This is a genomic window from Paraburkholderia sp. A1RI-2L (genome assembly GCF_048957375.1).
Taxonomy (GTDB): domain Bacteria; phylum Pseudomonadota; class Gammaproteobacteria; order Burkholderiales; family Burkholderiaceae; genus Paraburkholderia.
This window is the reverse complement of record NZ_JARBTA010000001.1, coordinates 885,748-910,751: the sequence shown is the minus strand read 5'-3', so window position 1 is coordinate 910,751 and position 25,004 is coordinate 885,748. Positions and strand designations below refer to the sequence as shown.

Sequence of the window (25,004 nt, the reverse complement as noted above, 5' to 3'; positions counted from 1 at the left end):
GTCCGCGTCAATGCCCGCGCGTGCGGTTGCGCGGCGCACCGCGCTGGCCCCCCGTGCGATTGCCGCTGGCCGCGCGGTTGCCGTTCGTATTGGCGTTGCCGCCGGGCCCACGGCGATTGCCGCCGCTGCCGCCATTGCTGTTCGCATTGCCGCCCGCGCGCTTGCCCGCCGCGCTGGGTGCACGGTTACCGTCGACGTCGCGCGTGCCGGGGCGGCCATTGCCGCGATTCCCGCCGCGATTTCCTCCAGCGCCGCCAAAGCCGCCGCCGAAGTTGCCCAGCGCACTGCCGAATCCCCCCTGCGCCGCGCCGCGCCGGCCCTGGCCTTGCCCCTGACGCGACTGGCGCGGTTGGCCCATCGCGCCGTGCGAACTCAACACCGGCTCGCGGTTGATGAAGCCCATCGAGGTTTGCATCGGATCAGGCTGACGACGCTCCGGCTCCTTGCCTCGGCCGCCCTTCTCCTCGGTCGGCGCCTTCAGGCCGACCGCCGCCATCAGGCTGCGCACCTGGTTGTCCTCGAGCTCTTCCCAGCGGCCGCGCTTGAGGCCCTTGGGCAGCGCGATCGGGCCGTGACGCGTGCGGATCAGGCGGCTCACCATCAGACCGACCGCCTCGAACATGCGGCGCACCTCGCGGTTACGGCCTTCGGCCAGCGCGACGTGATACCAGTGATTCGTGCCCTCGCCGCCACCGTCTCGGATGCGCAGGAAGTTTGCCGGGCCGTCGTCGAGTTCGATGCCCTTGAGCAGCTTCTGACGATTGCCTTCGGTGAGTTCGCCCACCACACGCACCGCGTACTCGCGCTCTACGCTGTAGCGCGGGTGCATGAAACGGTTTGCGAGATCGCCCGAGGTCGTGAGCATCAACAGACCTTCGGTGTTGAAGTCGAGACGGCCCACGGCCAGCCACTTCGCCGTTTTCATCGACGGCAGGCGATCGAACACCGACGGACGGCCTTCCGGATCGGCGTGGCTCACGATTTCGCCGGTGGGCTTGTGATAGAGCAGCACGCGCGGCGGCTTGTTCGGCAGCTTGCGCTTGATCGGCTTGCCGTTGATGCGGACCTGGTCGGTGGGCAGAATGCGCTGGCCGATGTGCGCGGGCTCGCCGTTCACCGATACGCGCCCGGCAATAATCAACTCTTCCATGTCACGGCGCGAGCCCATGCCCGCGTCCGCCAGCACCTTGTGCAGCTTCGGCGCGTCGTCGTCCGGGCTCAGCACGCGCTTGGGCTGGACGCGGCCACGGCGCAGCATCGGCGCACGCACGCCGCTGCCCGCGCCGTTATCGGCGTCGAAGGCCGGCGAAGTCACATAGAGGAACAGGTCGTCTTGCCCGTCCCCGGTCGCAGCGGCAGGCGTCTCCGCGCGGCCCTTGCCGCCCTTGCCCTGCTTGACGCCCTTGCCTTCGGCTGCACCACGCGCGCCCTGCTTGCCGGCTTGCGCGGGCTTTGCCTGCCCGGCGGCAGCGGCGTCGCGGCGGCCTTCACGTTGCCCTTCACGACCGCCCTCGCGGCCACCCTTCTTCGCGCCCGCATCCTTGCGTGGCTTGCGCGCCTGTGCAGCGACGGCGCCGTCTTGCGGCGCATCCGTCACGACCGGCGCAGCAACGTCCGACGCGGACTCGGCCGACACTGCCGCGCCTTCGCCGACCTTGGCCTTCGCGCCCGCGCGGCGGCGCGCGATCAAGCTGCGCGGACCGCGGCGCAAACCTCGGCGGGGACGGTCCTCGCCCCCGGCTTCGCCTGCCGGAGCAACCTCGCCGTGGTCGGCGCGCGTGTCGTCGTCGCGCGCAGAAGACGCGCGACGCGCGGATTCGGGCGCGTCGGTCGAATCGATGTCGTGGATATCAGTCAAAACAACCTCGAAATGTCAGGTTGCGCGCCCGCACGCAATCACTTGCGGAGGGCGCGTCAAAAATGTTTATTGCGTCAGACGCTGCGTCGAGCGGCTTCGTCGTCCGTCGTCGAGACGGGATCGTCCTGTGCCGCGTCGCTGCGGCCCTGGTGTGCTTCTTCAGGCGCGCCGGCCATGTGCCGGGCGGGCTCCGTTTCCTGCGCGTCCGCGCGGGATTCGCCGTGTCCGACTTGCTCGCCGGAACGGTCCGCATGCGCGGCATCCTGCGCGTCCGCATCAGCCATGCCCAGCGCAGGCGCGAGCGCTTCCTGTCCGGCATCCGCATCGACCGTCGCCGGCGCTTCAGCGCTTTCCGGCACGCCCGCAGCAACCAGTTGCGCGGCTTCGCTGTCCGGGAATTCGATCGCGTGCTGAGCCAGCAATTGCTCGCCCAACTGGCTCGACGGGTCGTCGAGCGGCGGCAGTTCCTCCAGCGACTTCAGCCCGAGGTCGTCCAGAAACTGACGCGTCGTGGCGTAAAGCGCGGGGCGGCCCGGCACGTCCCGGTGGCCTATCACCTCGATCCAGTTGCGGTCCTCGAGTTGCTTGACGACCTGCGTGTTGACCGTCACCCCGCGAATTTCTTCGATATCGCCGCGCGTGACCGGTTGCCGGTACGCGATGATCGCGAGCGTTTCGAGCACGGCGCGCGAATAGCGCGGCGGCTTCTCGGGATGCAGGCGGTCGAGATAGGTGCGCATGGCCGGCTTGCTCTGAAAGCGCCAGCCGGATGCGAGGCCCACCAGTTCCACGCCGCGCCCGGACCATTCGCTGCGCAGGTCTTCGAGCAGGTTACGGACAGTGTCAGCCGAGATGTCGTCGGCAAACAGTTTGCGCAGATCGCCGATTTTCAGCGGCTCCTGCGTGCAGATCAATGCAGTCTCGAGGACGATTTTCGCCTCTTGGGTATTCATGCAGCCAGGTCAGACCCTAAGTAAGGTAAATCAGGTTCATGGAACCGGATCAGACAGACGAAAGACGATATGGAACTGGAGACGCGCTCGCCCGATTCTGATCGGTCATATTGATGGGAGCACGCACCGGGGGGCCGTTATACAACATATGCACAGGCAAAGTGCCAGACCCAGCCGGACGGAGCAGCGAAATTCCCGCAGGGAATCGCGTGACTGCACGCCATCTTACGCAAAAACGCCGGGGGCGTAAAGACGGCTTCAGAGTTGCTTTCGTCTGCTTGAATCCGCCCTAAATCCGCTTCGGCAAGCGGCAATGCGCCTTGCATGGCGCGCGCCTCGCCCCATCGTTGCGGCGCGCCGTTCAGCGCGCCTGGCGGCTAGCAAGAAAGTGCGACAAGCGCTCTACGCCGGTATCGAGCCGGGCCGGATCGCACGCGTAGCACCAGCGCACAAAGCCCTCTCCTTGCGGGCCGAATGCACTGCCGGGCGCGAGCCCGAGCCCTGCCTCGCACACCAGCGCCTTGCACAATTCAAGGCTCTTTTGCGCACCCTCTAGCCTGAAAAACAGGTACATCGCGCCATGCGGGACTTTCACGTCGACGCCCGGCAACCCGGCTAGCGCCGCTGCGAGGTGGTCGCGCGACACGCGCAGATCGGCGACGAGCGAACGCGTAAACGCCTCGCCATGCTCGAGCGCGGTCACGCCCGCCTGCTGCACGAACGACGGCGCGCACGACGTGTTGTACTCGACCAGCTTGCCGAGGTCGTCCATGAGCTCGCGCGGCGCAACCATCCAACCCAGCCGCCAGCCCGTCATGAGCCAGGCTTTCGAGAATGAATTGACGCAAATCAATCGCTCGTCGCGCGACGCCAGATCGAGGAACGACGGCGCCGTGCGTTCGCCGGCCTCGCCGTAATAGAGCCGTTCATAGACTTCATCGGCGACGATCCAGATGCCGTGACGGCGGCAATGCGCAAGAACGGCGTGCTGCTCGTCGCGCGACATCACCCAGCCGGTCGGATTGTTGGGCGAGTTGATCATGAGCATCTTCGTGCCGGGCGTGAGCGCCTTCAGGAGCCCATCGAGATCGAGCGTCCAGCCCCGCTCGCCATAGCCGAGCGCGACCGTCGCGACGCTCGCGCCGAGAATCTTCGGAATCTCGACGAGGTTGGGCCAAAGCGGCGTCACCGCAACCACACGGTCGCCCGCACCCACCACGAGTTGCGCGGCGAGCATCAACGCATTCACGCCGGCGCTCGTCACCGCGACGTTTTCCATCGGTGTCGCGCCGTGCAGCTCGCTCACGTAGCGCGCGAGCGCTTCGCGCAGCGGGGCGATGCCGAGATTGTGCGTGTAGAACGTTTCTCCGCGCGCGAGCGCACCCGCGGCGGCGTCGCGGATGAATGCCGGCGTTACACGATCCGATTCGCCGAACCAGAACGGCAGGACATCGGCGACACCGAAGCCCGCGTTCGCCACCTCCCGGATCTGCGACGAGCGCAGCGCCCTGACCGCTTCTCGCGCCATGGCTTGAGCGCCGACGCCGGTTCCGGCAATCGGCGCGGCGGTGGCATCGGGCAAGGAAATGGCAGACGAAGACAGATCGAGATCGCGCATCGAAGCTTCCAGGGAGGCAGGGGATCGGTGGATCGGTGGATCGGGGAATTCGCGTTTGCTGGCGCTCGTCAGTGTAGCGCGCACAACCGCTTGGCGAAGACGATGCTGCCCGGCCCGCACAGCGCTGCTCCGACCCATCAGGCGCCGCGCATCTCCTCGGGGCCCGCGTCCCGTTCGCGAATCAGCGCCCACACGGCCTCGGCAGCGGGCGAGAGCGAGCGGTCGCGCCGGCGCACAAGCTCGACGGTGCGTTCGGCGCGCGGCACGAGCGAGCGCGCGACCAGCGACGAGCCCGCCGGCACCGGCAGCGCGAACTTCGGCAGCACGCTCACGCCTACCCCGGCCTCCACGAGACCGAATGCCGTCGAAGGATGCCCCAGCTCCTGCACCACGCGCGCGCTCACGCCCTGCTCCCTGAGCACTGCGTCGATCAGCGGGCGGCTGCCCGAAGCGTGGTCCAGCAGCACGAGCGCTTCGCCGTTGAGCGAGCGCCACGCCACCTGCTTCTCGCGCGCGAGCGCATGGTCGACGCGCACCACCACGCAGAACGAGTCGGTAGTCAGCAGCTCGGTTTCGAGATCCTCCGCCGCAAACGGCCCGATGACCACCCCGAAATCCACTTCACCCGAGCGTACCTTGCGCAGCACGTCGCTCTGCACATCGTCGCGCAGGCCGAGCGTCACATAGGGGAACTGCTCCCCGCACGCAGCGACGACTTCGGGCATCAGCCGGCACGCGACCGTCGGGCTCGCCGCTACGACGACACGGCCACGCCGCTGCTCGCCGATCTCACGAATCTCGCGCAGCGCGTCGTCCAGATCGCCGATCAGACGCGGAATGCTCGCGATCAGATTGGCGCCGACATCGGTGAGCTGAACCTCGCGCGTGGTGCGATCGACGAGCTTCACGCCCATCTCCGCTTCGAGTTCGCGCACGCAGCGGCTGACCGCGGACTGCGTGAGCCCGATTTCATCGCCCGCCCTGCTGAAGCTCTGCAAGCGCGCCACCTCGATGAACACGCGCAATTGCCGCAAAGTTACATTCATCCCATTACCTCATGAATTCTTCCATTTCATGCAATTTTATGAGGGAAGGTCAACACGTTATAGCGCCAATGTCCAGTCCCGAACGCTCACAGCCTTCCGCAACTATTTCGCCGCAATGCAACAATCCGGCGCAAACGCACGCCGGACGGGCCTGTCTGCACAAGATTGGTGATTGTCCCGATTTCCCGATGATGCGTTTTCGAGTCTCATACGGCCCTGGCAAGCACCCGCACGGGCTTGATACCACGCGGCTTCGAGACAAAAACGTGTGCGCTGGCACGCTTCTCGCTTTAAGGCACGTACAGGATCGCAGGACGGTCCGCGGCTTTTCGAGATTGGTCCGTCCAACCGATTCCGCCTGGTACTCCGCCAGCCGGCCGGAAGTACATGAAGAGTGCGCAGCGCGGGGCAGCGCACCGGAGATAGCTTCGCTGAGGTGATACATGATGCTGTTCGACGATTTGAGAGACAACGAGTGGGCGCTGGTCGAGGTGTTGTTCTGTGCGGAACCCGCACGGAGCGAGCGGCGCGGACGGCCTCGCGTCGAAGCGCGTGCTGTGGTCAATGCAGTGCTTTGGGTCCTTTCGACGGGTGAAGGCTGGTCCAAGCTGCCGGGCCGCTACCCCTCGCCGCCCACCTGCCGGCGCCGCTTCGACGAATGGCAGGCCGACGGCACGCTTGCCGAAATCGTGAAGCGTCTAAGCACGAGCGGCCGCGAAATCTCGCTGCGCGGACGCATTGGCGCGACGGCCACGAAACCGCCTGCACCGCCGAGCCGCGACCGCCTGCGCGGCGCATTCTGGACCAATCCGGAGTCGTGGCGCGCGCCGGTCAAGATGGCCTGAGCCTCTGCCGCACAAGTACGAAACCTGCACTTTTTCAGCACTTTCTCCCGCCGGGCGCCACGCCGCCCGGCATCCTGACCTCCGCGGCACACGCCGCGGCCCCTTTCGTGACATCCCACGCCAGCGAGTTCTGCGGCCCCCCCATTCGCCTTTCGCGTGTTGCTCCCACCGTAGTACGCACTCATCCCTGATTCGCCATTGCACCTCTTTGTCGTGCAACGCTGGGATCGATGTGTGCGAAACATCTATTTACTAATATTTACAGCGTGCTTTCGCAGGGAACATTAGCTTAGAGGCATGTCTACAAACGTCAACTACCCGTATTGACGGGAGGTTTCCATGAAATCCATGACTCTCCTGAACCAGGGCTTCATGGTTTCGTTCTGCGCCTTGGCACTCCTTGCGCTTCTGTCACTTTCGCCCTCGCTCGCGTCCTTGCTGGCACCTGACGCTACAGCCAAGCCACCGCACGCTGGCGCGCCGCACGTGTCCGTGGCGCGCGCCGGCACGCATTCGTGGGGACTTGCCGAGAAGCCTCGCGCCAATGGCGCGGCACAAGCCGTTCCGCGCGGCAATCTGCGTGGCGACATCGCCGATAACGCGCGCCGCAGCGCAGCACCTCGCCCGGATCGGACGGACACATCGCGCAACCCGTAGTCGCGCCCCGCATAAAGGCGCAAGATCATGCGGCCGTGCGCCCTCGCGTCGTCGTCAAGATGAAGGGAACCACCACGCCCGAAGCCGGTCTACTCATTGCCATTAAGCACAGCGTGGCAGCAGTAATTCCGGTAAGCCCGTATCTTTCGATACGGGCTTTTTTTTGCGGGGCGGCTATCAGTCGGTCTGGTCTGCTTCGTCGGAAGACTGCACGACCGCATCGGCCACATAATCGGCCATGCGCTGCTCGATCCAGTTCAGGGAGCGTTCGTCACGGGAGAGGCGCGCGAATTCGGCGCGGCCGCGCTCGGTCAGTACAGCGATATCGACCGGCGCATGAAAGCCAGGAGCGGGGGCAACGGTGCGCTGCCTGACGGTGTCCATGAACCCCAGGTTGCGCAGGTATTGAAAGACTTCCGGGCGTCGCGCCCACGGGACCTGCCGATACTGCACCCGCCGCAACGCTTCGAGTACTGCTTCGTTGGAATACGTGGTCATCTCACTTCTTTCTTAAAATGCAGTCCTGCGGCCATCCCGCCTGCTGCGGCGCAATGCCGGCGAGGGCTGCAACGGCTGCACGATGCGCGGCCAGGCGCCCTGCCGTTTCCGAGCGCCGTGGCAAGGACTGCAGGTTATTCGGGGCCCCGAAAAAGTGTGGCGCCGCTGCGCTCGACACGAATCATCCCGAAAACAATACGGTACCTCATTCAAATTGATTCTATTCGGAATATTTGCGCTATTTTTTGCGCTGTTCATGTTGTGGCGTGGCGCCCGTCGGCCCATCGCGGTCATTGCCGTCATCCTTTTCTGGCTGCTCGGATCGGGGTGGCTGGCTAAACCGCTCGTCGACCTTGCACAGCCCCCGAACTATCGCACTCCCTATGATCCGGCAACGACGCCCGCTTCCGCGTTCGGTCCACGCACGACGATCGTGATGCTAGGCGGCGGCACGAACGTGCGGGCCGACGGCACACTCGTGCCCAAACACGACGTCTACGCGCGCATTGCGATGGCTTCGGCGCTGCAAGCACGCTGCCTCGCGGCCGGTGGCGTGTGCAAGGTGATCGTGAGCGGCGGCAACCCGCAGCATCACGCTGCCAGCGAAGCCGATACCTACGCCCCGTTGCTATTGCGAGCAGGTGTCGCGAAAAGCGACCTCGTGCTGGAGAACCGCAGCCTCACGACCTGGGAGAACGCGCGCAACGTTGCACCGATCGTGCACGCCCAGCGCGCGGATACGCTCTTCGTCGTAACCTCGGCTTACCACATGTCGCGCGCGATGCTGGACTTCCATCGCTTTCAAATGCGTCCCGTGCCGGCGGTATCCGACGTGCGCCACGTGCGCATCGGCATGTGGCCGCGCCGAGCCAATTTGCGCGACGCAGAAACGGCGTTGCACGAATTGATCGGCATTGCGCAGTTCCATATGTACAGGATGCTCGGCTGGTTCTAGATCACGCCTGATGGCTAACACGCGACAAGATCCACCGGGATATGTAAAGATATGTAACAGGCACGCGCACGCCTTATGCGATGTCATCTGGAACGAGTATTCAATCGTTAGAATGGCATGCCAATCCTGCTTGAGCAGGCACAGGCTGGGTCCATAAACCGCTCCTTCGGAGGTTAGTGATGAAAAAAGTGTCCCTCGCAGTCCTGATTTCGCTTTCCGCCCTCACGGGCGCTGCCTATGCGCAAACGGAAAATGGCGTCACCATGAGCACTGATCCGGCCAAGGCCGCCGACGTCGAGCAGCGTGCGCAAGATCTGCAGGCGAAGCAGCAAGCCGCCGCCGAGGCACCGGCCCCGATGCCCGCAAAACATCACAAAAAAGGCAGCAGCCATCATAAGGCTCCGGCCAAGGCTGCACAGTAAAGGTCGCACATCAGCCCTCGTGGCCGTGCAGGGCGCGCACAGCGCGTATGCCCCGCCGCCGCTTTCACGGCCTACCTCGGGGAGCCTGCTCAACATTGCGGCGCCGTAATGCATAGCGACAACTGCACTGCGCCGTGCCGAACGAGCCGATGCCAGTCCCCTGGCATCGGCTTTTTTCTTGTCCGTGCCTGACACCGAGGCGCCCATGCACCTGCAAGTCGCTTCGCGCGGTATGCTAAAGTCGCGCACCCCGGATTCCCCCACCTGTTTGTGCGCGACTCGCGCGGAGAAACATTCATGAGTAACATCCAGCTCGACATCGAATGGACTGAAGCGGCATCCCGCAAGATCGAAAAACTGATGCCGCGCAGCAAAGATGGCGACGCCTTCCTTGCGCTGCCCCCCATCGAATGCCTGCCGATGGAAGGCGACGTTCTGTTCCTCGGCCCGCAGGGCAAGCAACAGCCGTTCATCGTCGCCGAACGTCAGTACCACCACGAGGGCGACGCCGACTGGACCATCATCCTGATCCTCGATGTGCCCGGCACGGCTCACTAATTGCTCATCAAAGTGGGCTCATTGAGCGAGGACCGCGCGGCGCCCTAGCCGCGCAGCGAGCCCGCCCTCGAGCCGCGGCCGCCTTTCCCGCAGCTCCATGACGCGGCTCGGCAGCCTGGCAAGCATAATTTTCCGATACTCCGTACACTGGCGGTAAAGCGTGCCGCCCAGACACCGCTCTGCCTGGAGTTGCGCTTCATCGTCGGTCAGTGAATTCAATCATGCGCCGCGAGGCGCGCTCCAGCGCCATGTCGAACCCGCAGGCATCGCTCGCCACGCTGCTCAGGCACCTGGAACCCCATGACGGGCGCTTTCGGGCGCGCTGGCGCTCGACGCTGCTCGAAAGCGCATTCCAGCCGGTGCTCTCGATCACGCATCAACGCGTGGTCGGCTACGAGGCGTTGTTACGCGTCGTCGGCGCCGAGCCCGGCGGCACCGGACCCACCGCGCTATTCGCGCGCGCGACGCCCGGAGCCGCGCACGAACTCGACGAACTCGCACGTTGCCTCCATCTCGCCAACTTCACCGCGCAGGGCATCGCAACGGGCTGGCTCTTTCTGAACTCGCTGCCGCGCCCTACGCCCGGCGACTGGCCGACGCAAGCCGCCATCGACGGGCTATGCCGCCACTTCGCGTTCCCGCACGAGCGCGTGGTGATCGAAGTGCTCGAGCAGCGCGCCGGCGACGAACCGGCATCGTTTCTGGAAGCCCGTCCGCCGCCGGGCGGACGCGATTTTCTTGTCGCGCTCGACGACTTCGGCTCGGGGTTTTCGAACTTCGATCGCGTCTGGCGCTACCGTCCCGACATCGTCAAACTCGACCGTTCGCTCGTGCAGCGCGCAGCCAACGGCGAGAGCCACATTTCGTTCATCGCCAGTCTCGTTTCGATCCTTCATCATGCGGGCGCGATGGTGCTCGCCGAAGGTGTCGAAACCGAAAACGAATTGATGGTGTTGATGGAAGCGGATGTCGATCTCGTGCAGGGCTTCTGGTTCGGCCAGCCGCATGCCGTGGTGAGCGAAGCCAGCGCCGCCGCGCCCGCGCTCGCGCAAACGATGTGGTGGCGCTTCGCCGACTATCGGCGCCACAGCCGGTTGCACGAACAGGTCGATCTTGGCGAAGTCACGCGTGTCATGCTGCGCGGGGCGCGCGTGCTGACTGCGGGCGGCGCACTCGAAGCCGCCGCGACGGCAATTTTCGAGCACGCCGATGCGCTGCGCGTCTTCGCTGCAAACGATCGGGGCGAGCAGCATGCGCCCTCGATCGCCGCGCCGGGCGTCGGGCCGCCCGCCAGGCTCGCCCCGCTCTATCCCGACACCAACAGCAACTGGTCGCGCCGCGAATACTTCCGGCGCGCACTCGCCGCGCCCGGACGCGTGACCGTGATGGGCCCGCACTACTCGCTTCATGACGGCGCACTGTGCTACACCGCCGCCATTGCACTCGACTACGCGGGCGCAACACATGTGTTGTGCGCCGATTTTCCGCCGGCACTGACCCTGCGCGAGCCGCCGCCGGCTCCTGCGCAGGCTTGAGCGCACGGCGCGGTCATATCGGCCACTTCGGTCGCTTCATTCGAGCACGCGCCGCCGCCCCGCTTTCACTTCTCCCTTGCGCGTCTTGCTATCGAGACGGCGCAGCTTCGACGCGCGCGTGGGCCGGGTAGCCACGCGCGCCTTTCTCGACACGCTCACGCTGTCGATTAGCGCCTCGAGACGCGCGAGCGCAGCGGCGCGATTCTGCTCCTGCGTGCGGTGTTCCTGGGACTTGATGACGACCACACCCTCGTGCGAGATGCGCCGGTCGGTGAGCGCGAGCAAGCGCATCTTGAGCACTTCGGGCAGCGACGATGCGCGAATATCGAAGCGCAGATGAATCGCACTCGACACCTTGTTGACGTTCTGCCCGCCCGCGCCCTGAGCGCGAACGGCGGAAAGCTCGACTTCGTGCAACGGAACAGGCGAACGGGCAATCATGATGGACGGAAAATGCAGGAGCACGGCGGCCGGCCTGGGCCGGGTTGGACCACGACTCGCAGTGTCGCATAAGGCGGCGCGCGGCGAGGCACGACGACGTGCGACGCTCGACATGCCACAGCCAGGCACAGCCAAACCGTCTTATGGGCGCGAACCCGCACAAGCTCGGGCACGCGATATGACGGGACGCGTATCATGGGCCATCGCAAGGCCGTTTGCCGATAGCCGGCCCTCGGCTCATACTTTTTTCACCCTTTTCTGGAGCGCACCTCGCATGAAGCTGCGTCCAGCATTCATTGCCGAACTGGCGGTCAACCTGCTGCTGCCGTGGGTCGCGTACCGGCTCACCCAACCGCACTGGGGCGAATTCGGCGGACTCGTTGCCTCGGCCATTCCCCCGCTTGCCTGGAGCATCGTCGAGCTCGTGCGCTTTCGGCGCATCGACGCGCTCTCGGCGGTCATCCTGCTCGGCATCGTGCTCTCGCTTGTTGCCATGGCGTTCGGCGGCAGCACGCGCATGCTGCTGATGCGCGAAAGCTTCGCCTCGGGCGCGATCGGCGCCGCGTTCCTGTTCTCGCTGCTGGCAAAGCGCCCACTGGTGTTCTACCTGGCGCGCGCCACGGTCGCGCGCGAAACGCGCGAGGGCGCCGCGCGGCTCGAACTGTTGTGGAACGAGAACCGCAGCTTTGCTGGCGCGATGCGCCTGCTCACGGTCGTCTGGGGCGTAGGGCTCACGGCCGACGCCGCCCTGCGCACCTGGCTCGCGGCTACGTGGCCGATCGAGCGCGTCCTGATCGTCACGCCGATGATCGGCTATGGCATATTCGGCGCGCTGCTCGCGTGGACCTTCTGGTATCGCACGCGCATGCTCCGCATCCGCGGCACGCGCGGGCTGCTCGGCGACGCCTCCACGCTGAGCGCGGACTGACTGACACTCGGGCAGCGCGCTCGGGCGGCCCGCGCGAAATACAGAGACGGGCAGATCGCGCCCGAAATCATTTAAACTCAGCGCCACAGTCCGCGGCACACCGTCCGCACCCGAACCCCTCCGGCAGTCGATGCGCTACTCCGTAGAAATCAGGAAATTCCTTTACAGCCAGTACTTCTACGGCGGCCTGCGCATCGCGGTCGGCATCTCGCTTCCGGCCATCCTGTGCCTGTTCGTGTTCGACAAGAGCGATCTGGGGTTCACGATCTCGACCGGCGCGCTCGGCGCCTGCGTGGTCGACATGCCGGGGCCGCTCAAATACAAGCGCAACGAGATGCTCGCGTGCAGCGCGATCGGCTTTCTCGCCGCGTATGCAACCGGACTCGCCACCTTCAGCCCGATCGCGCTGTGGGCCACTGTCGTGCCGCTCACCTTCGTGCTCTCGCTGATCGTCGTCTACGGCAACCGTTGGCCGCAGATCAGCTTCGCCACGTTGTTCATGATGGTGATGACGCTCGAAGACCATTTCACGCCGCATCAGGCGCTCGTCAACGCGTCGTGGATTCTGCTGGGCGGTCTCTGGTACACGGGCTGGTCGACCCTCGTAAGCCGTCTGCTGCTCGATCGCATCGAGCAGCAGGCGATCGCCGAAAGCGTATTCGCATGCGCCGATTATCTGCTCGCGCGCGCGCAGTTCTTCGACCTCGACAACGATCTCGACGAGTGCTACCGCAACCTCGTCGCCAAGCAGATCGCAGCGGTCGAACGCCAGGACGCCGCGCGCGACATCGTCCTGCGCAACCTGCCCAAGCTCAAGAGCGGCAAGATCGACGCGCGCCGCGCGATGCATTTCAACCTGTTCATCAATACGGTCGACCTGCACGAGCTGTTCGTGGGCGCGCATACCGACTACCCGCTCGTGCGCAATACCTTCGGCGGCTCCGACCTGCTGGCGTTCTACCGCGACCTGATCCGCAAGGCCGCTGCCGATCTCGAGGACATCGGCCTCGCCACGCTGCAAAACGAGGCGCCGCGCGCCACCATCAACGTGAAGGCCGAGCTGCGCGCGATCGAATATGAGCTCGAGCTGCTCAAGAAGCGCGATCTGCCCACGACGGACCCCGAAGCCTACGCTGCGATCTCGGCCTCGTTCCGGCGCATCTGGAGCGCGACGCGCCTGATCGACCGGATGCGCCGCGACCTCGCGAACGACACGCCGCCGACCGAGACGGAAGTGCGCATCGACGCGGCGCTCGAGCGCTTCGTGACGAGCCGGCGCGTGCCCTTCCTGCAGATCTTCTCGAATCTCACGATGGCCTCGCCAAGCTTTCGCCACGCGCTGCGCGTGACGATCGCCGTGGCCGTGGGCTACTGGCTCGGCCGCCTGTTGCCGCTCACGAACGCCTACTGGATCGTGATGACGAGCATCATCATTCTCAAGCCCGGCTATTCGCTCACGCGCCAGCGCAACGCACAGCGTATCGTCGGCACGCTGATCGGCTGTGTGGCCAGCATCGCGCTGATCCTGCTCGTGAAAGAGCCGCTCGTGCTGCTGGTCTCGATGTTCGCGGCGATGGTGATGAGCTACAGCCTGCTGCTCTTCAATTACACGGCAAGCGTGGTGTTCACCTCGGCCTATGTGCTGCTGATGTTCCATCTGCTGGCGCCGGGCAACATGCGCATCATCGGCGAGCGTGCGATCGACACCGTGGTGGGCTGCATGATCGCCATCGGCGCGAGCCATCTGTTCCCCTACTGGGAATACCGGCTGATGGGCAAGCTCGTGAACGACATGATCGCGGCGACGCGCAGCTATCTGGAAGCGAGCTGGTGGTGGAGCGGACGCACGCGCGGCATGCAGCCGGCGTTTGCGGGCGCGGCGCCGGCTGCAGGAGCGGCTGCGCGCGTGCCGGCCTTCGCGGCGGTGTCGAGCGGTGCGCCGGTAGCGGACATGCCGGTGGCGGCCCCAGCAGGTCAGGACACGCCTCAAGACATGGAGCCGGCCGAAGTCGCGCTCGAAGCGGCAACGCCGTCACCGCCCGCCCCCGGCCAGCACGCCACAGCGACGGCCAGCGCAAAAGCCTCCGCTCAGGCAAGCGAGCCGGCAGGCACTGCACCGCCCTCGACGCCGGCCGGCGCCGCCGTCCCTGCGCTCGCGCGCGACTTCCGCTACCGGCTCGCGCGCAAGAACGTGCACGTCGCGTTCGCCAATCTCGGCCAGGCCTTCCAGCGCATGATGCTCGAGCCGAAGTCGGCGCAGAAGTTCGTCCCCGAGCTCAACGACCTGCTCGTGCGCGGCCACGTGCTGGCCTCGCAGATCACGGCCACGGCGCCGCTGTTGCGCGACACGGCGAAGGCCAGGCCGGGCACCCCGCTCGATGCGCTCGAACACGCGCTCAACTGCGTGCACGAGAACCTGGTGGCCGCCGAAGCTGGCACGCCGATCCCCGACGATCAAACCGAAATCACGAAGCGCATGACGCGCGAACTCGACACGATGGTGGTGGCCACGGAACGCTCGCTCGGCCCCGCGAGCGAATTCGCCCAGGACGTGAAGCTGCTTGCGCACCACTGCAAGCAGATGCTCGCGGCGTCCTGGATTCTTCGCAAGGACGCAAGCGTGATCCGGCTTCCCGAAGAATAAAAAAACGGCAGCGACATGGGTTGTCGCTGCCGCATCGGGTACCACCGGCGCTCATCGTCACATCAGCACGCCGGGCAACGCATCATTGCGCGGCACTGGCCGCCGGCGGCGCAGCGGCGCTCGAGGCAGCACTCGCCGCCTGCGCGCCGGCACTCGCTTCGTACTCGTGCTTGCTGCGCAGCGCATTGAAGAGCACGGTACCGATCACGATAAGCACCACCACCACTATCATCACGCCAACGCCAAAGGTGGGATTCTTCTTGCGCGGTTCATTCATGGATCGTGCCCTGCCTGGGTGATGAAAAGAAACGCGCATTCTACGCTGCCACGCCTTGCAGCGGGCTTGCAGGCGACATTACGGCGAGCGCAGGAAAACGCCAGGGAAGGCACTCAGACGCCGCGCACCGGCAGCGCCGTCGAATACTTGATCTGCTCCATCGCAAAGCTGGAGCTCACGTCGAACAGCGCTACGGCGCGAATCAACTGTTTGTAGACGCGGTCGTAATCGTCGATATCGGACACCACCACGCGCAACAGGTAATCGGTTTCGCCGCTCATGCGATAGGCCTCGACGATCTCCGGAATCTCCTGCACCGCGCGCGTGAAGGCCTGCGCCCACTGCTCGGTGTGCTGGTTGGTGCGCACGGCGACGAACACCGTCGTGCCCACGCCCAGCTTCTTCGGGTCGCACAGCGCCACCTGGGCGCGAATGACGCCGGTTTCCTTGAGCCGCTGCACACGCTTCCAGCACGGGGTCTGCGAAAGATTCACGCGCTGGGCCAGCTCCGCGACCGGCGTGGTCGCATCCTGCTGCAATAGCTCTACCAGCTTTCTGTCGATGATATCCATTCCCCGCCTCCCCGCAGGATAGAAATTTCTTCTATCTTACGCCGCAGAGAGGGAAAAGAATGAAAACTCTTTCTAGACGGCAGGGGCTATAACTCTCACATCCAGAACGACGACAAGAGACCCGCCATGAACGCCCCATCCGAACCCCTCCTGCTCCAAGCCATGCGCGTCTCCGGCAGGGCCAACGCGGCAGACGCGGCGGAACACGGGGCTGCCGTGGCACGCCTGTGCGCGGCGCTCGATGCGGCTTTCGACGCTTGGGGTCATGCGCGCGAATCCGGCACGCCCGCAGAGTCTGATCCATCGCGCAGCGGCGCCTTCGCGCGCGGTGTGCGCGCCGCGCTGGCGCGCGCGCTGGCCGACCCTGCGCTCGTCACGGCAGCGCAGCGCGAAGGCAACGCCGAGAAGTATCGCCGCCATCTGATCGCGGCCGATCCGCTCGGGCGCTATGCGGTCGCTACTCTCGTCTGGCAGCCGGGCCAGGCGAGCCCGATCCATGCGCATCACACGTGGTGCGGCTACGCGGTGCTCGAAGGCACCTTGACCGAAATGCTCTACGTCTGGGACGAGGCGCGTCAGGGTGCGGACGTGGTACGCGCGAACCCTCGCGCAGCGGGCGCCATCAGCTTCGGCGGACGCGGGCGGACGAACATTCACCGGCTCTCGAACGGCAGCGGCCGCGCATGCGTCTCGCTGCACGTCTACGGTGTATCGGGAGAACAACTCGCCACGCACGTGAACGACATCGTGCCACTCGTGCGCGCCGAAACCTGCACGCAAGACGCCACAGTTCCGGCGCACACCGTATAGCCGTCCACACTCGCGGCAAGCGGCCCCAATCCCGCCTTCAGACCGAGATGGCCTCTTCGATGAATCAATACGCCACGGTGGCAATCTCGCGAATGAAGCGGCCCTGCTCCAGTTCGTCGACGAACGCGATGGCATAGTCCTCGGCAGAGATCCGGCTTTCACCATGCGCGTTGGCAATCAACGTGCCGGCGCCCGTGCGGAATGTGCCGGTGCGCTCGCCCGGCGCGATCAGCGCGGCAGGCGCGAAGAAGGTCCAGTCCAGATCCTTCACCGTGCGGTAGTAGTTCAGCGCGACGCGGTGCGCCAGCGCGATCGGCTTGTACGCGTCGGGGAAACCTTCAGTGTCGACCAGTTGCACACCCGGTGCGACTTCCAGCGAGCCCGCGCCGCCCACCACCACGAGACGCGCCAGACCGGCGGCCCGCATGCCTTCGACGAGCGCGCGGCTCGCGGTCTGGAGGTCATCGAGCTGGCTCATGGGCGGCGCGTAGGCGCTCGCGACCACGTCGTGGCCGCGCACCGCCGCCGCCACGTTCGCGGCGTCGAGCAAATCGGCTTTCGCGGCGTGGATGTTCGGCCCCGCTGCAACGCGCTCGGGCTGGCGCACCAGCGCGCTCACCTGATGGCCGCGCCGTGCTGCTTCCGCGGCGATGCGCGAACCGACCATGCCCGTTGCGCCGAACAGCGCGATCTTCAGTGACTTGCTCATTTCCCAACTCCTCTATCAAACATATATGTAACTATAATAGTTACAGTTAAGGATCCAAAAAACGGGGCAACGCCCCGCCAGGACAAGCACCCCGCGTTAGCGCGCTGTTTTCACGCCGCCGCCTGCTTCACTTCCCACGTGCGCGCACGAGCTTGCGCTCGTTGCGCTCCATATCCTCGACGACATCGGCGAGCGTGCGCGTGGCGAGCGACGCCTCCATGGCGCGCTGCGCGTCGTCGATGATGCCGCGCAGCGTCCGCTGGATGTGCCGCCCCACCATGCAGGCCGGATTGGGCTCTTCGCGATGCATGGCAAAAAGCTGGGCGTCGTCGACCGCGCGGTAAATCTCCAGCAGCGAGATCGTGCGCGGCTCGCGCGCCAGCAGCGCCCCGCCGCCCGCGCCGAGCTGCGATGCAGTGAGCCCCGCATTGGCAAGCATCGTCAAGAGACGACGGATCAGCGCGGGGTTCGTGTTCACGCTGCCCGCGATGATCTCGGAGGACAGCGGCGCGCCCTCCTGTAACGCCAGCAGTGCGAGCACATGAACCGCAAACGCGAAACGGCTACTCGTATTCACAACAAACCAGCCGCTCGAAACGCGGCGAGACAAAGTGTAACCATCATAATTACATTAATTTCGCCCGTCAACCGTGGACACCCATCATCATTTCGTGCCCGACGCCGCCGAGCCGGTCGCCGCAGCGCTGCTTGCAGCCCAGCGTTGCAGCGAGGTCCCCGCCATCGACAGACCGGTGCCGGTGGCTGCAGCCGCGTTGCCGAGCATCGCGTGGGCCGCGCTCGCCGCCGCCTGCCACTGCCCGCGTGCCTGCGAGGCCATCGCGTCAGCTGAGGCGCTCGCGCCCGAAGCAATCGATGCGGACGCGCCCTCGCCCTGCGACTGCAGTTGATCGCGAGTCTGCGCCTGCGTGTGCGAAGCCGCCTCGCCAAGCTTGCGCTGTGCGGCGTCGAGCTGCTGGTTCACGTAGCTGGCCGCCTTGTCCAGCGTCTGGGCCGCTTGCGCGCTGGCCTGGCTGGCCGCGAGCTGAGCGGCCTGCTGCGCGGCATCGGCCGACTTCTTGCCCAGATCGGCCACCGTCGCATTCTGCTTGTCGCAGCCAGCAGCGAGCGCCACGCTCAGCAGCATGGGCACGATGCCCAGTCGTTTCAAAACCTTCGAAGACATAGTCACCCTGAAAAAAGCACCGCACGCAGCGGCTTGCAAAGATGAAAACGCGGCAATGATACGCTGCCGCGCCGCACGACCTCCTGAGCGACCAGCGAAAAACCCGCGCGCTCGAACACCGGACGCGCGAGCGCGCTGGCGTCGGTGTCGAGCGTGCTCGCCCGCGCCTCGCGCGCCAGCGCCTCCATGCGCGCGATGAGCCCCGATGCGAGACCGCGCCGCGTCCAGCCCGGCGCGACATAGAGCATCTCCACGTGGTCGGCGGGAAAGAGTTGGCCGAATGCGGCCGGCTTGCCCGCGTGTTCGGCCACGAGCGTCACGCCACGCGCGAGACGCGCATCGAAGGCGTCGAGATCGTCGGCCGCCGCCGCCCAGGCCTTGCGCTGGGCGGCGTCGTAGTGCGAAGCGGTCAGCGTCAGGATGGCATCGCGAAAGAGCGCGGCGAGCGGCGCCGCGTCGTGGCGCGCCACATAGGCACGCCAGACGATGGCGTCGCGTTGAGCATCGGGATCGGAATCGGCCGCGGTGGCCTTCGCAAAATCGTCAAGCATGCTGAAATAGACTGTGTGGACACCCGTTGCGTTCCACCATGCCCCCACCGCAGCGGGCCACAGCAACCGCAACCCTCATGGAGCCTGGCGATGGCAGTCAAGAAGATCCTTTTTCTCACGGGCGATTTTGCCGAAGACTATGAAACGATGGTGCCCTTCCAGGCGCTGCAAGCCATCGGCCACAAGGTCGATGCCGTGTGCCCCGGCAAGCAGGCCGGCGAGCGTATCAAGACCGCGATTCACGACTTCGAGGGCGACCAGACCTACACCGAAAAGCCGGGCCATCAGTTCGCGCTGAACGCCAGCTTCGACGAAATCGATCCGCAGCGCTACGACGCGCTCGTCATTGCGGGCGGCCGGGCACCCGAGTATCTGCGTCTGGACCCGAAGGTGATCGCGATCGTGCAGCACTTCGCGCAAGCCAACAAACCCGTGGCCGCCATCTGCCATGCGGCGCAGCTGCTCGCCGCCGCCGAGGTCATCCGCGGCAAGCGCATCTCGGCCTATCCGGCCTGCGCGCCCGAAGTGCGTCTCGCGGGCGGCCAATATGCCGATATCGCCATCGACAGCGCCGTGACCGATGCACCGTTCGTCACCGCTCCGGCCTGGCCCGCGCATCCCGAATGGCTGCGTCAATTTCTCGCCTTGCTCGGTACGCGCATCGAGCCCTGAAAGGCGAGTCGCGCGCCGCGCGGACGGCGCGCCGCTTTGACCGCGTTAGCTGCTTTAACGACCCGAATCGCAACCGATTACGCGAATATCTGACAATCCTTAACGTAATCGCGCGAAGATTCGGACGACTCCGATGCCAGCCGATCCCTGCCTTTCCGACAATATTGCTTTGATTGCAGGAATGTACGGCGATGGATCTGACGGATTGGGTGGTGTTACTCGCGATTGCCTTGATGGCAATCGCGTTCTTTTGCACGCGCACAGGCCGGCGCAGAACCTCGGCCGAACGCGCGCGCCATGCGCGCGGCACGCGCATGCTGATTCAGGCGGCCATCGCGCTATGGGGCGCGCTGTTCATGCTCGAGCGCACGCTGGTCTCGCCAGGCAGCTTGTCTGTCGCGCACCTGAACCCTCGCGCCGCGCTGGCCGTCGTGCTCGCACTGGCTGGCGCGGGCTGCCTCTGGTCGATTCGCGGCCGTAGCCTCCTCAAGCCGCGGCGCATTTTCGCCTGCTGACCCGCGCGCCCTTCATGACCTACAAATCCGCCAGCGGTCCATCCACGGCCGGTGCACCGGCCACGGCCACGCTGCGCGGCACGCCCGGGTCGCTTGCGGAAACCGGCCACTGGCACGGCCCCCGCGGGCGCCGCGCCGTCGCCCGCACCGTACCGCCCGCGCGTGCGCTCGTGCGCGGCCACGAGCGCCGCGGCGACACCCGGCGCCGGCGGCACGACCGCAAGCGCGTCGGGCAGCGAAAGATAGAACGTCGTCCCCTCGCCTTCGACCGATTCCACCCAGATGCGCCCGCCGTGCCGTTCGACCATACGGCGCACGAGCGCGAGCCCGATGCCCTCGCCGGGCGCGACGTTGCCGTGCATGCGCTGGAAGGCCTGAAAAAGGCGCGGCCGCGCCACATCGGGAATGCCCAGACCGTTGTCGCGCACATAGAAAATCTGCAGCGACTCCACCCCCGGTGGCGCGTCCGCCGTGCCGATCTCGACGCGCCCCTCGCGGGCAGGATCGAGATAATTGAGCGCATTGCCGATCAGATTCGCGAACACCTGCTCGAGCGCGGTCGGGTCGCCCCAAACCGGAGGCAATCCACGCACGCTCACCTGGGCGTTGCGCGCACGCACCGAGGCATGCATCGCGTCGACCACGCGCTGCACCAGTTCCTGCACATTGACGCGCTGACGCCGGTACTCCACGCGCCCCACGCGTGCCAGCCGCAGGAGCGCGTCGATGATATGCGAGGCCCGCAACACCGCCGTCTGCAGATAGCGCAGCGCTTCGCCGATGTCCTCGTTGATGATCCGCTCGATGCGCGCCCGCGCCTCGGGGCCAAGCGACGAGCGCGCCACGCGCTCGCGCAAGTCTTCACACGCGTGAGTGAGCTCGCGCGAAAAACCTTGCAAGTTTACGAGCGGCGCGCGCAGGTCGTGCGACACGCTGTGAATGAACATCTCGTTTTCCTGCGTCTGCTGGCGCAGATCCTCGTTGATGCGCGCGAGTTGCTCGGCGCGGCGCGCAAGGTCGGCCTGGAAGCCGAGCCGCAGCCGCTCGGCCTCCACGAGTTGCTGGCTGATCCGATGCAGCGTGAGGTCCAGTTCGGCGATTTCGTCGTTGCCGGTCGCCAGCGGCGCGAGCGGCTCATTGCCCGCGAGCCGGCTCGCGTTGTCGGACAGCGCATCGAGCCGCCCGCGCACGCCGCGCGTGAAGACCCAGACGGCCAGCGCCACCAGCATGATCGAGCCGATCACCGCAGTCATCACGAGCGACTGCTGCTGCGCGCGCGCCTGCTCGGCGTCGGCGAGGCGCATCACGTCGAGGCGGCGCTCCTCGGTCTGGAACGCAGTGACCTGGGTGCGCACGCGGTCGAGCGCATCAAAGTCCGTGTAAGTGCGAAAGCGCTCGACCAGGTCGGCGCGGCGCCCCGAATGCAGCAGATCCTGAATGCGGTCCGACCACTGGCGATAGTTTTGCACCGCATGGCGGATGCGCGCGGCGCGCTCGACCTGCGAGGGGTTGTCGGCGACGAGTTCCGCGAGCCGGTCGATGCGGCGATCGACGTCCATCCACAACGCCACCGGCGTCGAGAACCGCACGTCGCCCGCGGCCACCGCCCCGCGCAACTGCACCGATTCGACCAGCACCGGCTCGAGCACGCGGCCCGCCTGCGCGAGCACGGCCTGGCTGTGCTGCCCGGAAAGCTCGGCGCTTTCCGCATCGGCCTCGGCCTTCACGACGGCCGACAGCAGCGTCAACTCGAAGACAGCCGGGATCGCGATCAGCAACAGCCCTTTGGTGGTGAGGCGCATGGGGTGGCGGTTCGGGAAGTCGGGACGGCTAAAGGTTTGGGTTGGATCATTATTATGTCGGCGTTTGCCCGCCGATGTGCGCCTGACATGCGCGCGATGTGTGGCCCACCGAATATTTTCGAATCACCGACGATTTTCTTTAAAAGAAAGGTAAATCGAATAATTTGCCCCGAACTGGCGCGTCGTCTCACCAATTTGGCGCGCCGGCACTGCAATTGTGCCGCTCCATGCCATACGGGCTCGCACCCGCAACGTGCGCACCCATTTCGTGCGCGCGGCCACGGCGCACGCAAGGCCGCTCCGGTGCACGCGCGCACCGTCAAATGGCCTGCCTTCCCATGACGTTCACCAGTTTGGCGCGAAGTTGGCCCGCATCTTGCTGTTTGTGTCTCTATTTATGCGCCCACTCAGGGCAAGGGCAGAACTTCACGATGGACAATCTCAAGACCGGCACCGACACGCTGTTTCTGCTGCTGGGCGCCGCCATGGTGCTCGCCATGCATGCGGGTTTCGCGTTTCTCGAACTCGGCACCGTGCGCAAGAAGAACCAGGTCAACGCACTCGTGAAGATCCTCGTCGATTTTTCGGTCTCGACGATCGCGTACTTCTTCATCGGCTACACCATCGCCTACGGAGTGCAGTTCTTCTCGCACGCCGACGTGCTCGCCGAGCACAACGGCTATCAACTCGTGCGCTTTTTCTTCTTGCTCACCTTCGCGGCGGCCATACCGGCCATCGTTTCGGGGGGCATCGCCGAGCGCTCGAAGTTCAACCCGCAACTGTTCGCGACCTTCGTGATCGTCGGCTTCATCTATCCGTTCTTCGAAGGCATGGTGTGGAACAACCGCCTGCACTTCGAGGATGCGATCACGCATGTGTTCGGCGTGCCGTTCCATGATTTTGCCGGCTCGGTGGTGGTGCATGCGTTCGGCGGCTGGGTCGCGCTGCCCGCCGTGCTGCTGCTCGGACCGCGCCACGGCCGCTATTCGCGCGACGGCCGCATCGCCGCGCATCCGCCCTCGAACATCCCGTTTCTCGCGCTCGGCGCGTGGGTGCTCGCGGTGGGCTGGTTCGGCTTCAACGTGATGAGCGCGCAGACCATCGACAAGATCAGCGGCCTCGTGGCCGTGAACTCGCTGATGGCGATGGTGGGCGGCACGCTCGCCGCATGGCTCGCGGGCCGCAACGACCCGGGCTTCACCTATAACGGGCCGCTCGCGGGCCTCGTGGCCGTGTGTGCGGGTTCGGACGTGATGCATCCGCTCGGCGCGCTCGTGACGGGCGCGGTGGCCGGCGTGCTGTTCGTCTATATGTTCACCTGCGTGCAGAACCGCTGGCGCATCGACGACGTGCTCGGCGTGTGGCCCCTGCACGGCCTGTGCGGCGCGTGGGGCGGCATTGCGGCGGGCATCTTCGGCATGCGCGCGCTGGGCGGAATCGGCGGCATTTCGCTGGGCGCGCAGATCGTCGGGACGCTTGCCGGCATCGTGATCGCCTCGCTCGGCGGCGTGGTGGTCTACGGTGCGCTGCGCGCCCTCGTGGGTCTGCGCGTCGATCAGGAGGGCGAATATAACGGCGCCGATCTGTCGATCCACAAGATCAGCGCGACGCCGGAGCGCGAAACGGTGTTCTAAGCCCAGCCCAGCCCGGTCTGGCGACGATGAAATGACGCTACATTGCGGGTTGGCATCCCGCTCCGGAAGTTCATCCATGAAGCTCACCGTCGTTACCTACGGAACCGAAGGCGATACCCGCCCGCTCGCCGCGCTTTGCCGGGCGCTCATGGACGCCGGCCATCGAGCGCACCTGCTCGCCGACCGCGCGACGCTTGGCTCGGCCGAAGCGCTCGGCGTTCCGGCCTCGGCGCTCTCGGGCGATATCCGCGCGGCGCTCATGCCGGGCGCGGCGCTGGGCTCGGTGGTAAGCGGCCGGACGAGCTTCGACGCCACGGCAAAGGCGCTCGCCTCGATTGCGAACGCCAGCACGCGCGCGTGGATGCGGGAAGTCGCCGACGCCTCGGCAGGCAGCGACGCCATCATCGTCTCGGGGCTGGCCGCGTTCGTCGGGCTCTCGGTGGCCGAATACCGGCGCGTGCCGGTGCTGGGCGCGAGTCTCATTCCGCTCACGCCGACCAGGGACTTCGCGTCGCCGTTCCTGCCGCCTTCCAAAGTGCCGCGCTGGCTCAACCATGCCAGCCAACGGCTCGTGAACGCCCTGCTGTGGCGCGCGTTCCGGCGCGCGACCAACGCCGCGCGCGCCGAGGTCTGCGCTCTCGCGCCGCGCGGCGGCGTATGGACCGAGCATGCGATGCTCTACGGCGTCTCGCCGAATCTGCTGCCGCGCCCGCGCGACTGGCCTGCAAACGCCACGGTTTGCGGTCAATGGCCTCACGCGTCGGGCGACTGGACGCCGCCTGCCGCGCTCGCACGCTTTCTGGACGCGGGCGAAGCACCGCTCTACATCGGCTTTGGCAGCATGGCCGGCTTCGATCGCGACCATTTCGTGACGACGCTGATCGATGCCGCAAAAGGGCGCCGCGTGCTGTTCTATCCAGGCTGGAGCGGCGTGGATGCCACGCGTTTGCCGGAGAATTTTTGCGTGATCGGCGAGACGCCGCACGACTGGCTGTTCGCCCGCACGAGCGCTGTCGTCCATCACGGCGGCTCGGGCACCACGCATTCGGCTTGCCGGGCCGGCGTGCCGTCGGTGGTGGTGCCGTTCGCGGGCGACCAGGCCTTCTGGGCGCACCGGCTCGCCGCGCTCGGCGTGGCGCCGGCCGCCGTCGATGGAAGGCGCTTGCACGCGCGTGCGTTGAAACGGGCCATCGCGTTCGCGCAGCGCGACGACGTCAAGGCGCGCGCCGCCGCGCTCGGCAACCGCATGGCGCAAGAGAATGGCCTGGACGTCGCGGTAAGCGAAGTGGAGCGGCTGCTTGCGCGCTAGTTCGAAAACCCC

The 25,004-nt window shown here is 66.0% G+C and carries 23 protein-coding genes and 2 pseudogenes; 12 read left to right on the top strand and 13 right to left on the bottom strand.

The window, feature by feature from the left end; genetic code table 11:
* Positions 1-7 precede the first annotated feature (7 nt).
* From rluB to PWP93_RS04295, 4 genes and pseudogenes are all read right to left on the bottom strand, one after another.
* A complete protein-coding gene (gene rluB, locus PWP93_RS04310; RefSeq protein ID WP_421043589.1) occupies positions 8-1,858 on the bottom strand; it encodes a 23S rRNA pseudouridine(2605) synthase RluB in 1,851 nt (616 codons plus the stop codon).
* A 382-nt stretch (positions 1,859-2,240) separates the two neighbouring features.
* Positions 2,241-2,811, bottom strand: a pseudogene (scpB, locus tag PWP93_RS04305) (SMC-Scp complex subunit ScpB); the annotation flags it as partial.
* Positions 2,812-3,172: 361 nt separating this feature from the next.
* Positions 3,173-4,339, bottom strand: coding sequence for a pyridoxal phosphate-dependent aminotransferase (locus tag PWP93_RS04300; RefSeq protein ID WP_421045008.1), 1,167 nt, complete (start codon positions 4,337-4,339; stop codon positions 3,173-3,175).
* A 227-nt stretch (positions 4,340-4,566) separates the two neighbouring features.
* Positions 4,567-5,475, bottom strand: a complete 909-nt coding sequence (locus PWP93_RS04295) for a LysR family transcriptional regulator (RefSeq protein ID WP_421043588.1) — start codon at positions 5,473-5,475, stop codon at positions 4,567-4,569.
* 446 nt (positions 5,476-5,921) lie between these two features.
* Here PWP93_RS04295 and PWP93_RS04290 point away from each other — a divergent pair.
* Together PWP93_RS04290 and PWP93_RS04285 are read left to right on the top strand one after the other, a co-directional pair.
* Positions 5,922-6,317 (top strand): annotated as a pseudogene (locus PWP93_RS04290) (transposase); the annotation flags it as partial.
* Between the two features lie 342 nt (positions 6,318-6,659).
* Positions 6,660-6,977, top strand: coding sequence for a hypothetical protein (locus tag PWP93_RS04285; RefSeq protein ID WP_421043587.1), 318 nt, complete (start codon positions 6,660-6,662; stop codon positions 6,975-6,977).
* A gap of 177 nt (positions 6,978-7,154) precedes the next feature.
* Here the strand turns inward: PWP93_RS04285 and PWP93_RS04280 are convergent, their stop codons facing one another.
* Positions 7,155-7,475, bottom strand: coding sequence for a hypothetical protein (locus PWP93_RS04280; protein WP_421024203.1), 321 nt, complete (start codon positions 7,473-7,475; stop codon positions 7,155-7,157).
* Positions 7,476-7,731: 256 nt separating this feature from the next.
* Between PWP93_RS04280 and PWP93_RS04275 the strand changes: the two genes are divergently transcribed.
* The 4 genes from PWP93_RS04275 to PWP93_RS04260 all read left to right on the top strand — a co-directional run bounded on the left by PWP93_RS04275 (position 7,732) and on the right by PWP93_RS04260 (position 10,945).
* Complete coding sequence (locus tag PWP93_RS04275) at positions 7,732-8,430, top strand: YdcF family protein (RefSeq protein ID WP_421043586.1); 699 nt, start codon at positions 7,732-7,734, stop codon at positions 8,428-8,430.
* Positions 8,431-8,609: 179 nt separating this feature from the next.
* Positions 8,610-8,852 carry a hypothetical protein gene (locus PWP93_RS04270; RefSeq protein ID WP_421024205.1) on the top strand — a complete coding sequence of 81 codons (243 nt, stop codon included), beginning with the start codon at positions 8,610-8,612 and terminating at the stop codon, positions 8,850-8,852.
* A gap of 297 nt (positions 8,853-9,149) precedes the next feature.
* Positions 9,150-9,410: a hypothetical protein gene (locus PWP93_RS04265; protein WP_035525906.1), complete on the top strand. Its 261-nt coding sequence runs from the start codon at positions 9,150-9,152 to the stop codon at positions 9,408-9,410.
* A gap of 248 nt (positions 9,411-9,658) precedes the next feature.
* Positions 9,659-10,945, top strand: coding sequence for an EAL domain-containing protein (locus PWP93_RS04260; protein ID WP_421043585.1), 1,287 nt, complete (start codon positions 9,659-9,661; stop codon positions 10,943-10,945).
* Positions 10,946-10,981: 36 nt separating this feature from the next.
* Here PWP93_RS04260 and arfB read toward each other — a convergent pair whose 3' ends face one another.
* The gene (gene arfB, locus PWP93_RS04255; protein WP_421024207.1) at positions 10,982-11,386 is read right to left on the bottom strand and encodes an alternative ribosome rescue aminoacyl-tRNA hydrolase ArfB; all 405 of its coding nucleotides are present in this window, start codon (positions 11,384-11,386) and stop codon (positions 10,982-10,984) included.
* A 274-nt stretch (positions 11,387-11,660) separates the two neighbouring features.
* Between arfB and PWP93_RS04250 the strand changes: the two genes are divergently transcribed.
* The gene (locus PWP93_RS04250) at positions 11,661-12,314 is read left to right on the top strand and encodes a VC0807 family protein (protein WP_421043584.1); all 654 of its coding nucleotides are present in this window, start codon (positions 11,661-11,663) and stop codon (positions 12,312-12,314) included.
* 130 nt (positions 12,315-12,444) lie between these two features.
* Positions 12,445-14,958, top strand: a complete 2,514-nt coding sequence (locus PWP93_RS04245; RefSeq protein ID WP_421043583.1) for an FUSC family membrane protein — start codon at positions 12,445-12,447, stop codon at positions 14,956-14,958.
* A gap of 82 nt (positions 14,959-15,040) precedes the next feature.
* On the opposite strand, the gene PWP93_RS04240 is transcribed toward PWP93_RS04245, so the two are convergent.
* Together PWP93_RS04240 and PWP93_RS04235 are read right to left on the bottom strand one after the other, a co-directional pair.
* Positions 15,041-15,235: a hypothetical protein gene (locus PWP93_RS04240; protein WP_421024210.1), complete on the bottom strand. Its 195-nt coding sequence runs from the start codon at positions 15,233-15,235 to the stop codon at positions 15,041-15,043.
* A 113-nt stretch (positions 15,236-15,348) separates the two neighbouring features.
* The gene (locus PWP93_RS04235) at positions 15,349-15,807 is read right to left on the bottom strand and encodes an Lrp/AsnC family transcriptional regulator (protein WP_421024211.1); all 459 of its coding nucleotides are present in this window, start codon (positions 15,805-15,807) and stop codon (positions 15,349-15,351) included.
* Positions 15,808-15,933: 126 nt separating this feature from the next.
* Here PWP93_RS04235 and PWP93_RS04230 point away from each other — a divergent pair, with 126 nt between their 5' ends.
* Positions 15,934-16,617, top strand: coding sequence for a cysteine dioxygenase (locus PWP93_RS04230; protein WP_421043582.1), 684 nt, complete (start codon positions 15,934-15,936; stop codon positions 16,615-16,617).
* A gap of 64 nt (positions 16,618-16,681) precedes the next feature.
* On the opposite strand, the gene PWP93_RS04225 is transcribed toward PWP93_RS04230, so the two are convergent.
* The 4 genes from PWP93_RS04225 to PWP93_RS04210 all read right to left on the bottom strand — a co-directional run bounded on the left by PWP93_RS04225 (position 16,682) and on the right by PWP93_RS04210 (position 19,060).
* Positions 16,682-17,326, bottom strand: coding sequence for an NAD(P)-dependent oxidoreductase (locus tag PWP93_RS04225; protein ID WP_421043581.1), 645 nt, complete (start codon positions 17,324-17,326; stop codon positions 16,682-16,684).
* A 127-nt stretch (positions 17,327-17,453) separates the two neighbouring features.
* On the bottom strand, positions 17,454-17,903 hold the full coding sequence (locus PWP93_RS04220) for an Rrf2 family transcriptional regulator (protein WP_421043580.1): 450 nt from the start codon (positions 17,901-17,903) through the stop codon (positions 17,454-17,456).
* A gap of 87 nt (positions 17,904-17,990) precedes the next feature.
* Positions 17,991-18,509: a hypothetical protein gene (locus PWP93_RS04215; protein ID WP_421043579.1), complete on the bottom strand. Its 519-nt coding sequence runs from the start codon at positions 18,507-18,509 to the stop codon at positions 17,991-17,993.
* Positions 18,510-18,511: 2 nt separating this feature from the next.
* On the bottom strand, positions 18,512-19,060 hold the full coding sequence (locus tag PWP93_RS04210) for a GNAT family N-acetyltransferase (RefSeq protein ID WP_421024216.1): 549 nt from the start codon (positions 19,058-19,060) through the stop codon (positions 18,512-18,514).
* Between the two features lie 90 nt (positions 19,061-19,150).
* Between PWP93_RS04210 and PWP93_RS04205 the strand changes: the two genes are divergently transcribed.
* Positions 19,151-19,732, top strand: a complete 582-nt coding sequence (locus PWP93_RS04205; protein ID WP_421043578.1) for a DJ-1/PfpI family protein — start codon at positions 19,151-19,153, stop codon at positions 19,730-19,732.
* Positions 19,733-20,054: 322 nt separating this feature from the next.
* On the opposite strand, the gene PWP93_RS04200 is transcribed toward PWP93_RS04205, so the two are convergent.
* Positions 20,055-22,049, bottom strand: a complete 1,995-nt coding sequence (locus tag PWP93_RS04200) for a sensor histidine kinase (protein WP_421043577.1) — start codon at positions 22,047-22,049, stop codon at positions 20,055-20,057.
* Between the two features lie 431 nt (positions 22,050-22,480).
* On the opposite strand from PWP93_RS04200, the gene PWP93_RS04195 reads away from it, so the two are divergent.
* Together PWP93_RS04195 and PWP93_RS04190 are read left to right on the top strand one after the other, a co-directional pair.
* The gene (locus PWP93_RS04195; RefSeq protein ID WP_421043576.1) at positions 22,481-23,683 is read left to right on the top strand and encodes an ammonium transporter; all 1,203 of its coding nucleotides are present in this window, start codon (positions 22,481-22,483) and stop codon (positions 23,681-23,683) included.
* 76 nt (positions 23,684-23,759) lie between these two features.
* Positions 23,760-24,992: a glycosyltransferase gene (locus tag PWP93_RS04190; protein WP_421043575.1), complete on the top strand. Its 1,233-nt coding sequence runs from the start codon at positions 23,760-23,762 to the stop codon at positions 24,990-24,992.
* Positions 24,993-25,004: the final 12 nt, after the last annotated feature.

Excerpts from the sequence above, each read along its gene's own strand:
- PWP93_RS04300 (WP_421045008.1), bottom strand. The coding sequence starts at position 4,339 with ATGGCGCGAGAAGCGGTCAGGGCGCTGCGCTCGTCGCAGATCCGGGAG.
- PWP93_RS04295 (WP_421043588.1), bottom strand. The coding sequence starts at position 5,475 with ATGAATGTAACTTTGCGGCAATTGCGCGTGTTCATCGAGGTGGCGCGC.
- PWP93_RS04285 (WP_421043587.1), top strand. The coding sequence starts at position 6,660 with ATGAAATCCATGACTCTCCTGAACCAGGGCTTCATGGTTTCGTTCTGC.
- PWP93_RS04280 (WP_421024203.1), bottom strand. The coding sequence starts at position 7,475 with ATGACCACGTATTCCAACGAAGCAGTACTCGAAGCGTTGCGGCGGGTG.
- PWP93_RS04275 (WP_421043586.1), top strand. The coding sequence starts at position 7,732 with ATGTTGTGGCGTGGCGCCCGTCGGCCCATCGCGGTCATTGCCGTCATC.
- PWP93_RS04270 (WP_421024205.1), top strand. The coding sequence starts at position 8,610 with ATGAAAAAAGTGTCCCTCGCAGTCCTGATTTCGCTTTCCGCCCTCACG.
- PWP93_RS04265 (WP_035525906.1), top strand. The coding sequence starts at position 9,150 with ATGAGTAACATCCAGCTCGACATCGAATGGACTGAAGCGGCATCCCGC.
- PWP93_RS04260 (WP_421043585.1), top strand. The coding sequence starts at position 9,659 with ATGTCGAACCCGCAGGCATCGCTCGCCACGCTGCTCAGGCACCTGGAA.
- arfB (WP_421024207.1), bottom strand. The coding sequence starts at position 11,386 with ATGATTGCCCGTTCGCCTGTTCCGTTGCACGAAGTCGAGCTTTCCGCC.
- PWP93_RS04250 (WP_421043584.1), top strand. The coding sequence starts at position 11,661 with ATGAAGCTGCGTCCAGCATTCATTGCCGAACTGGCGGTCAACCTGCTG.
- PWP93_RS04245 (WP_421043583.1), top strand. The coding sequence starts at position 12,445 with ATGCGCTACTCCGTAGAAATCAGGAAATTCCTTTACAGCCAGTACTTC.
- PWP93_RS04240 (WP_421024210.1), bottom strand. The coding sequence starts at position 15,235 with ATGAATGAACCGCGCAAGAAGAATCCCACCTTTGGCGTTGGCGTGATG.
- PWP93_RS04235 (WP_421024211.1), bottom strand. The coding sequence starts at position 15,807 with ATGGATATCATCGACAGAAAGCTGGTAGAGCTATTGCAGCAGGATGCG.
- PWP93_RS04230 (WP_421043582.1), top strand. The coding sequence starts at position 15,934 with ATGAACGCCCCATCCGAACCCCTCCTGCTCCAAGCCATGCGCGTCTCC.
- PWP93_RS04225 (WP_421043581.1), bottom strand. The coding sequence starts at position 17,326 with ATGAGCAAGTCACTGAAGATCGCGCTGTTCGGCGCAACGGGCATGGTC.
- PWP93_RS04215 (WP_421043579.1), bottom strand. The coding sequence starts at position 18,509 with ATGTCTTCGAAGGTTTTGAAACGACTGGGCATCGTGCCCATGCTGCTG.
- PWP93_RS04210 (WP_421024216.1), bottom strand. The coding sequence starts at position 19,060 with ATGCTTGACGATTTTGCGAAGGCCACCGCGGCCGATTCCGATCCCGAT.
- PWP93_RS04205 (WP_421043578.1), top strand. The coding sequence starts at position 19,151 with ATGGCAGTCAAGAAGATCCTTTTTCTCACGGGCGATTTTGCCGAAGAC.
- PWP93_RS04200 (WP_421043577.1), bottom strand. The coding sequence starts at position 22,049 with ATGCGCCTCACCACCAAAGGGCTGTTGCTGATCGCGATCCCGGCTGTC.
- PWP93_RS04195 (WP_421043576.1), top strand. The coding sequence starts at position 22,481 with ATGGACAATCTCAAGACCGGCACCGACACGCTGTTTCTGCTGCTGGGC.
- PWP93_RS04190 (WP_421043575.1), top strand. The coding sequence starts at position 23,760 with ATGAAGCTCACCGTCGTTACCTACGGAACCGAAGGCGATACCCGCCCG.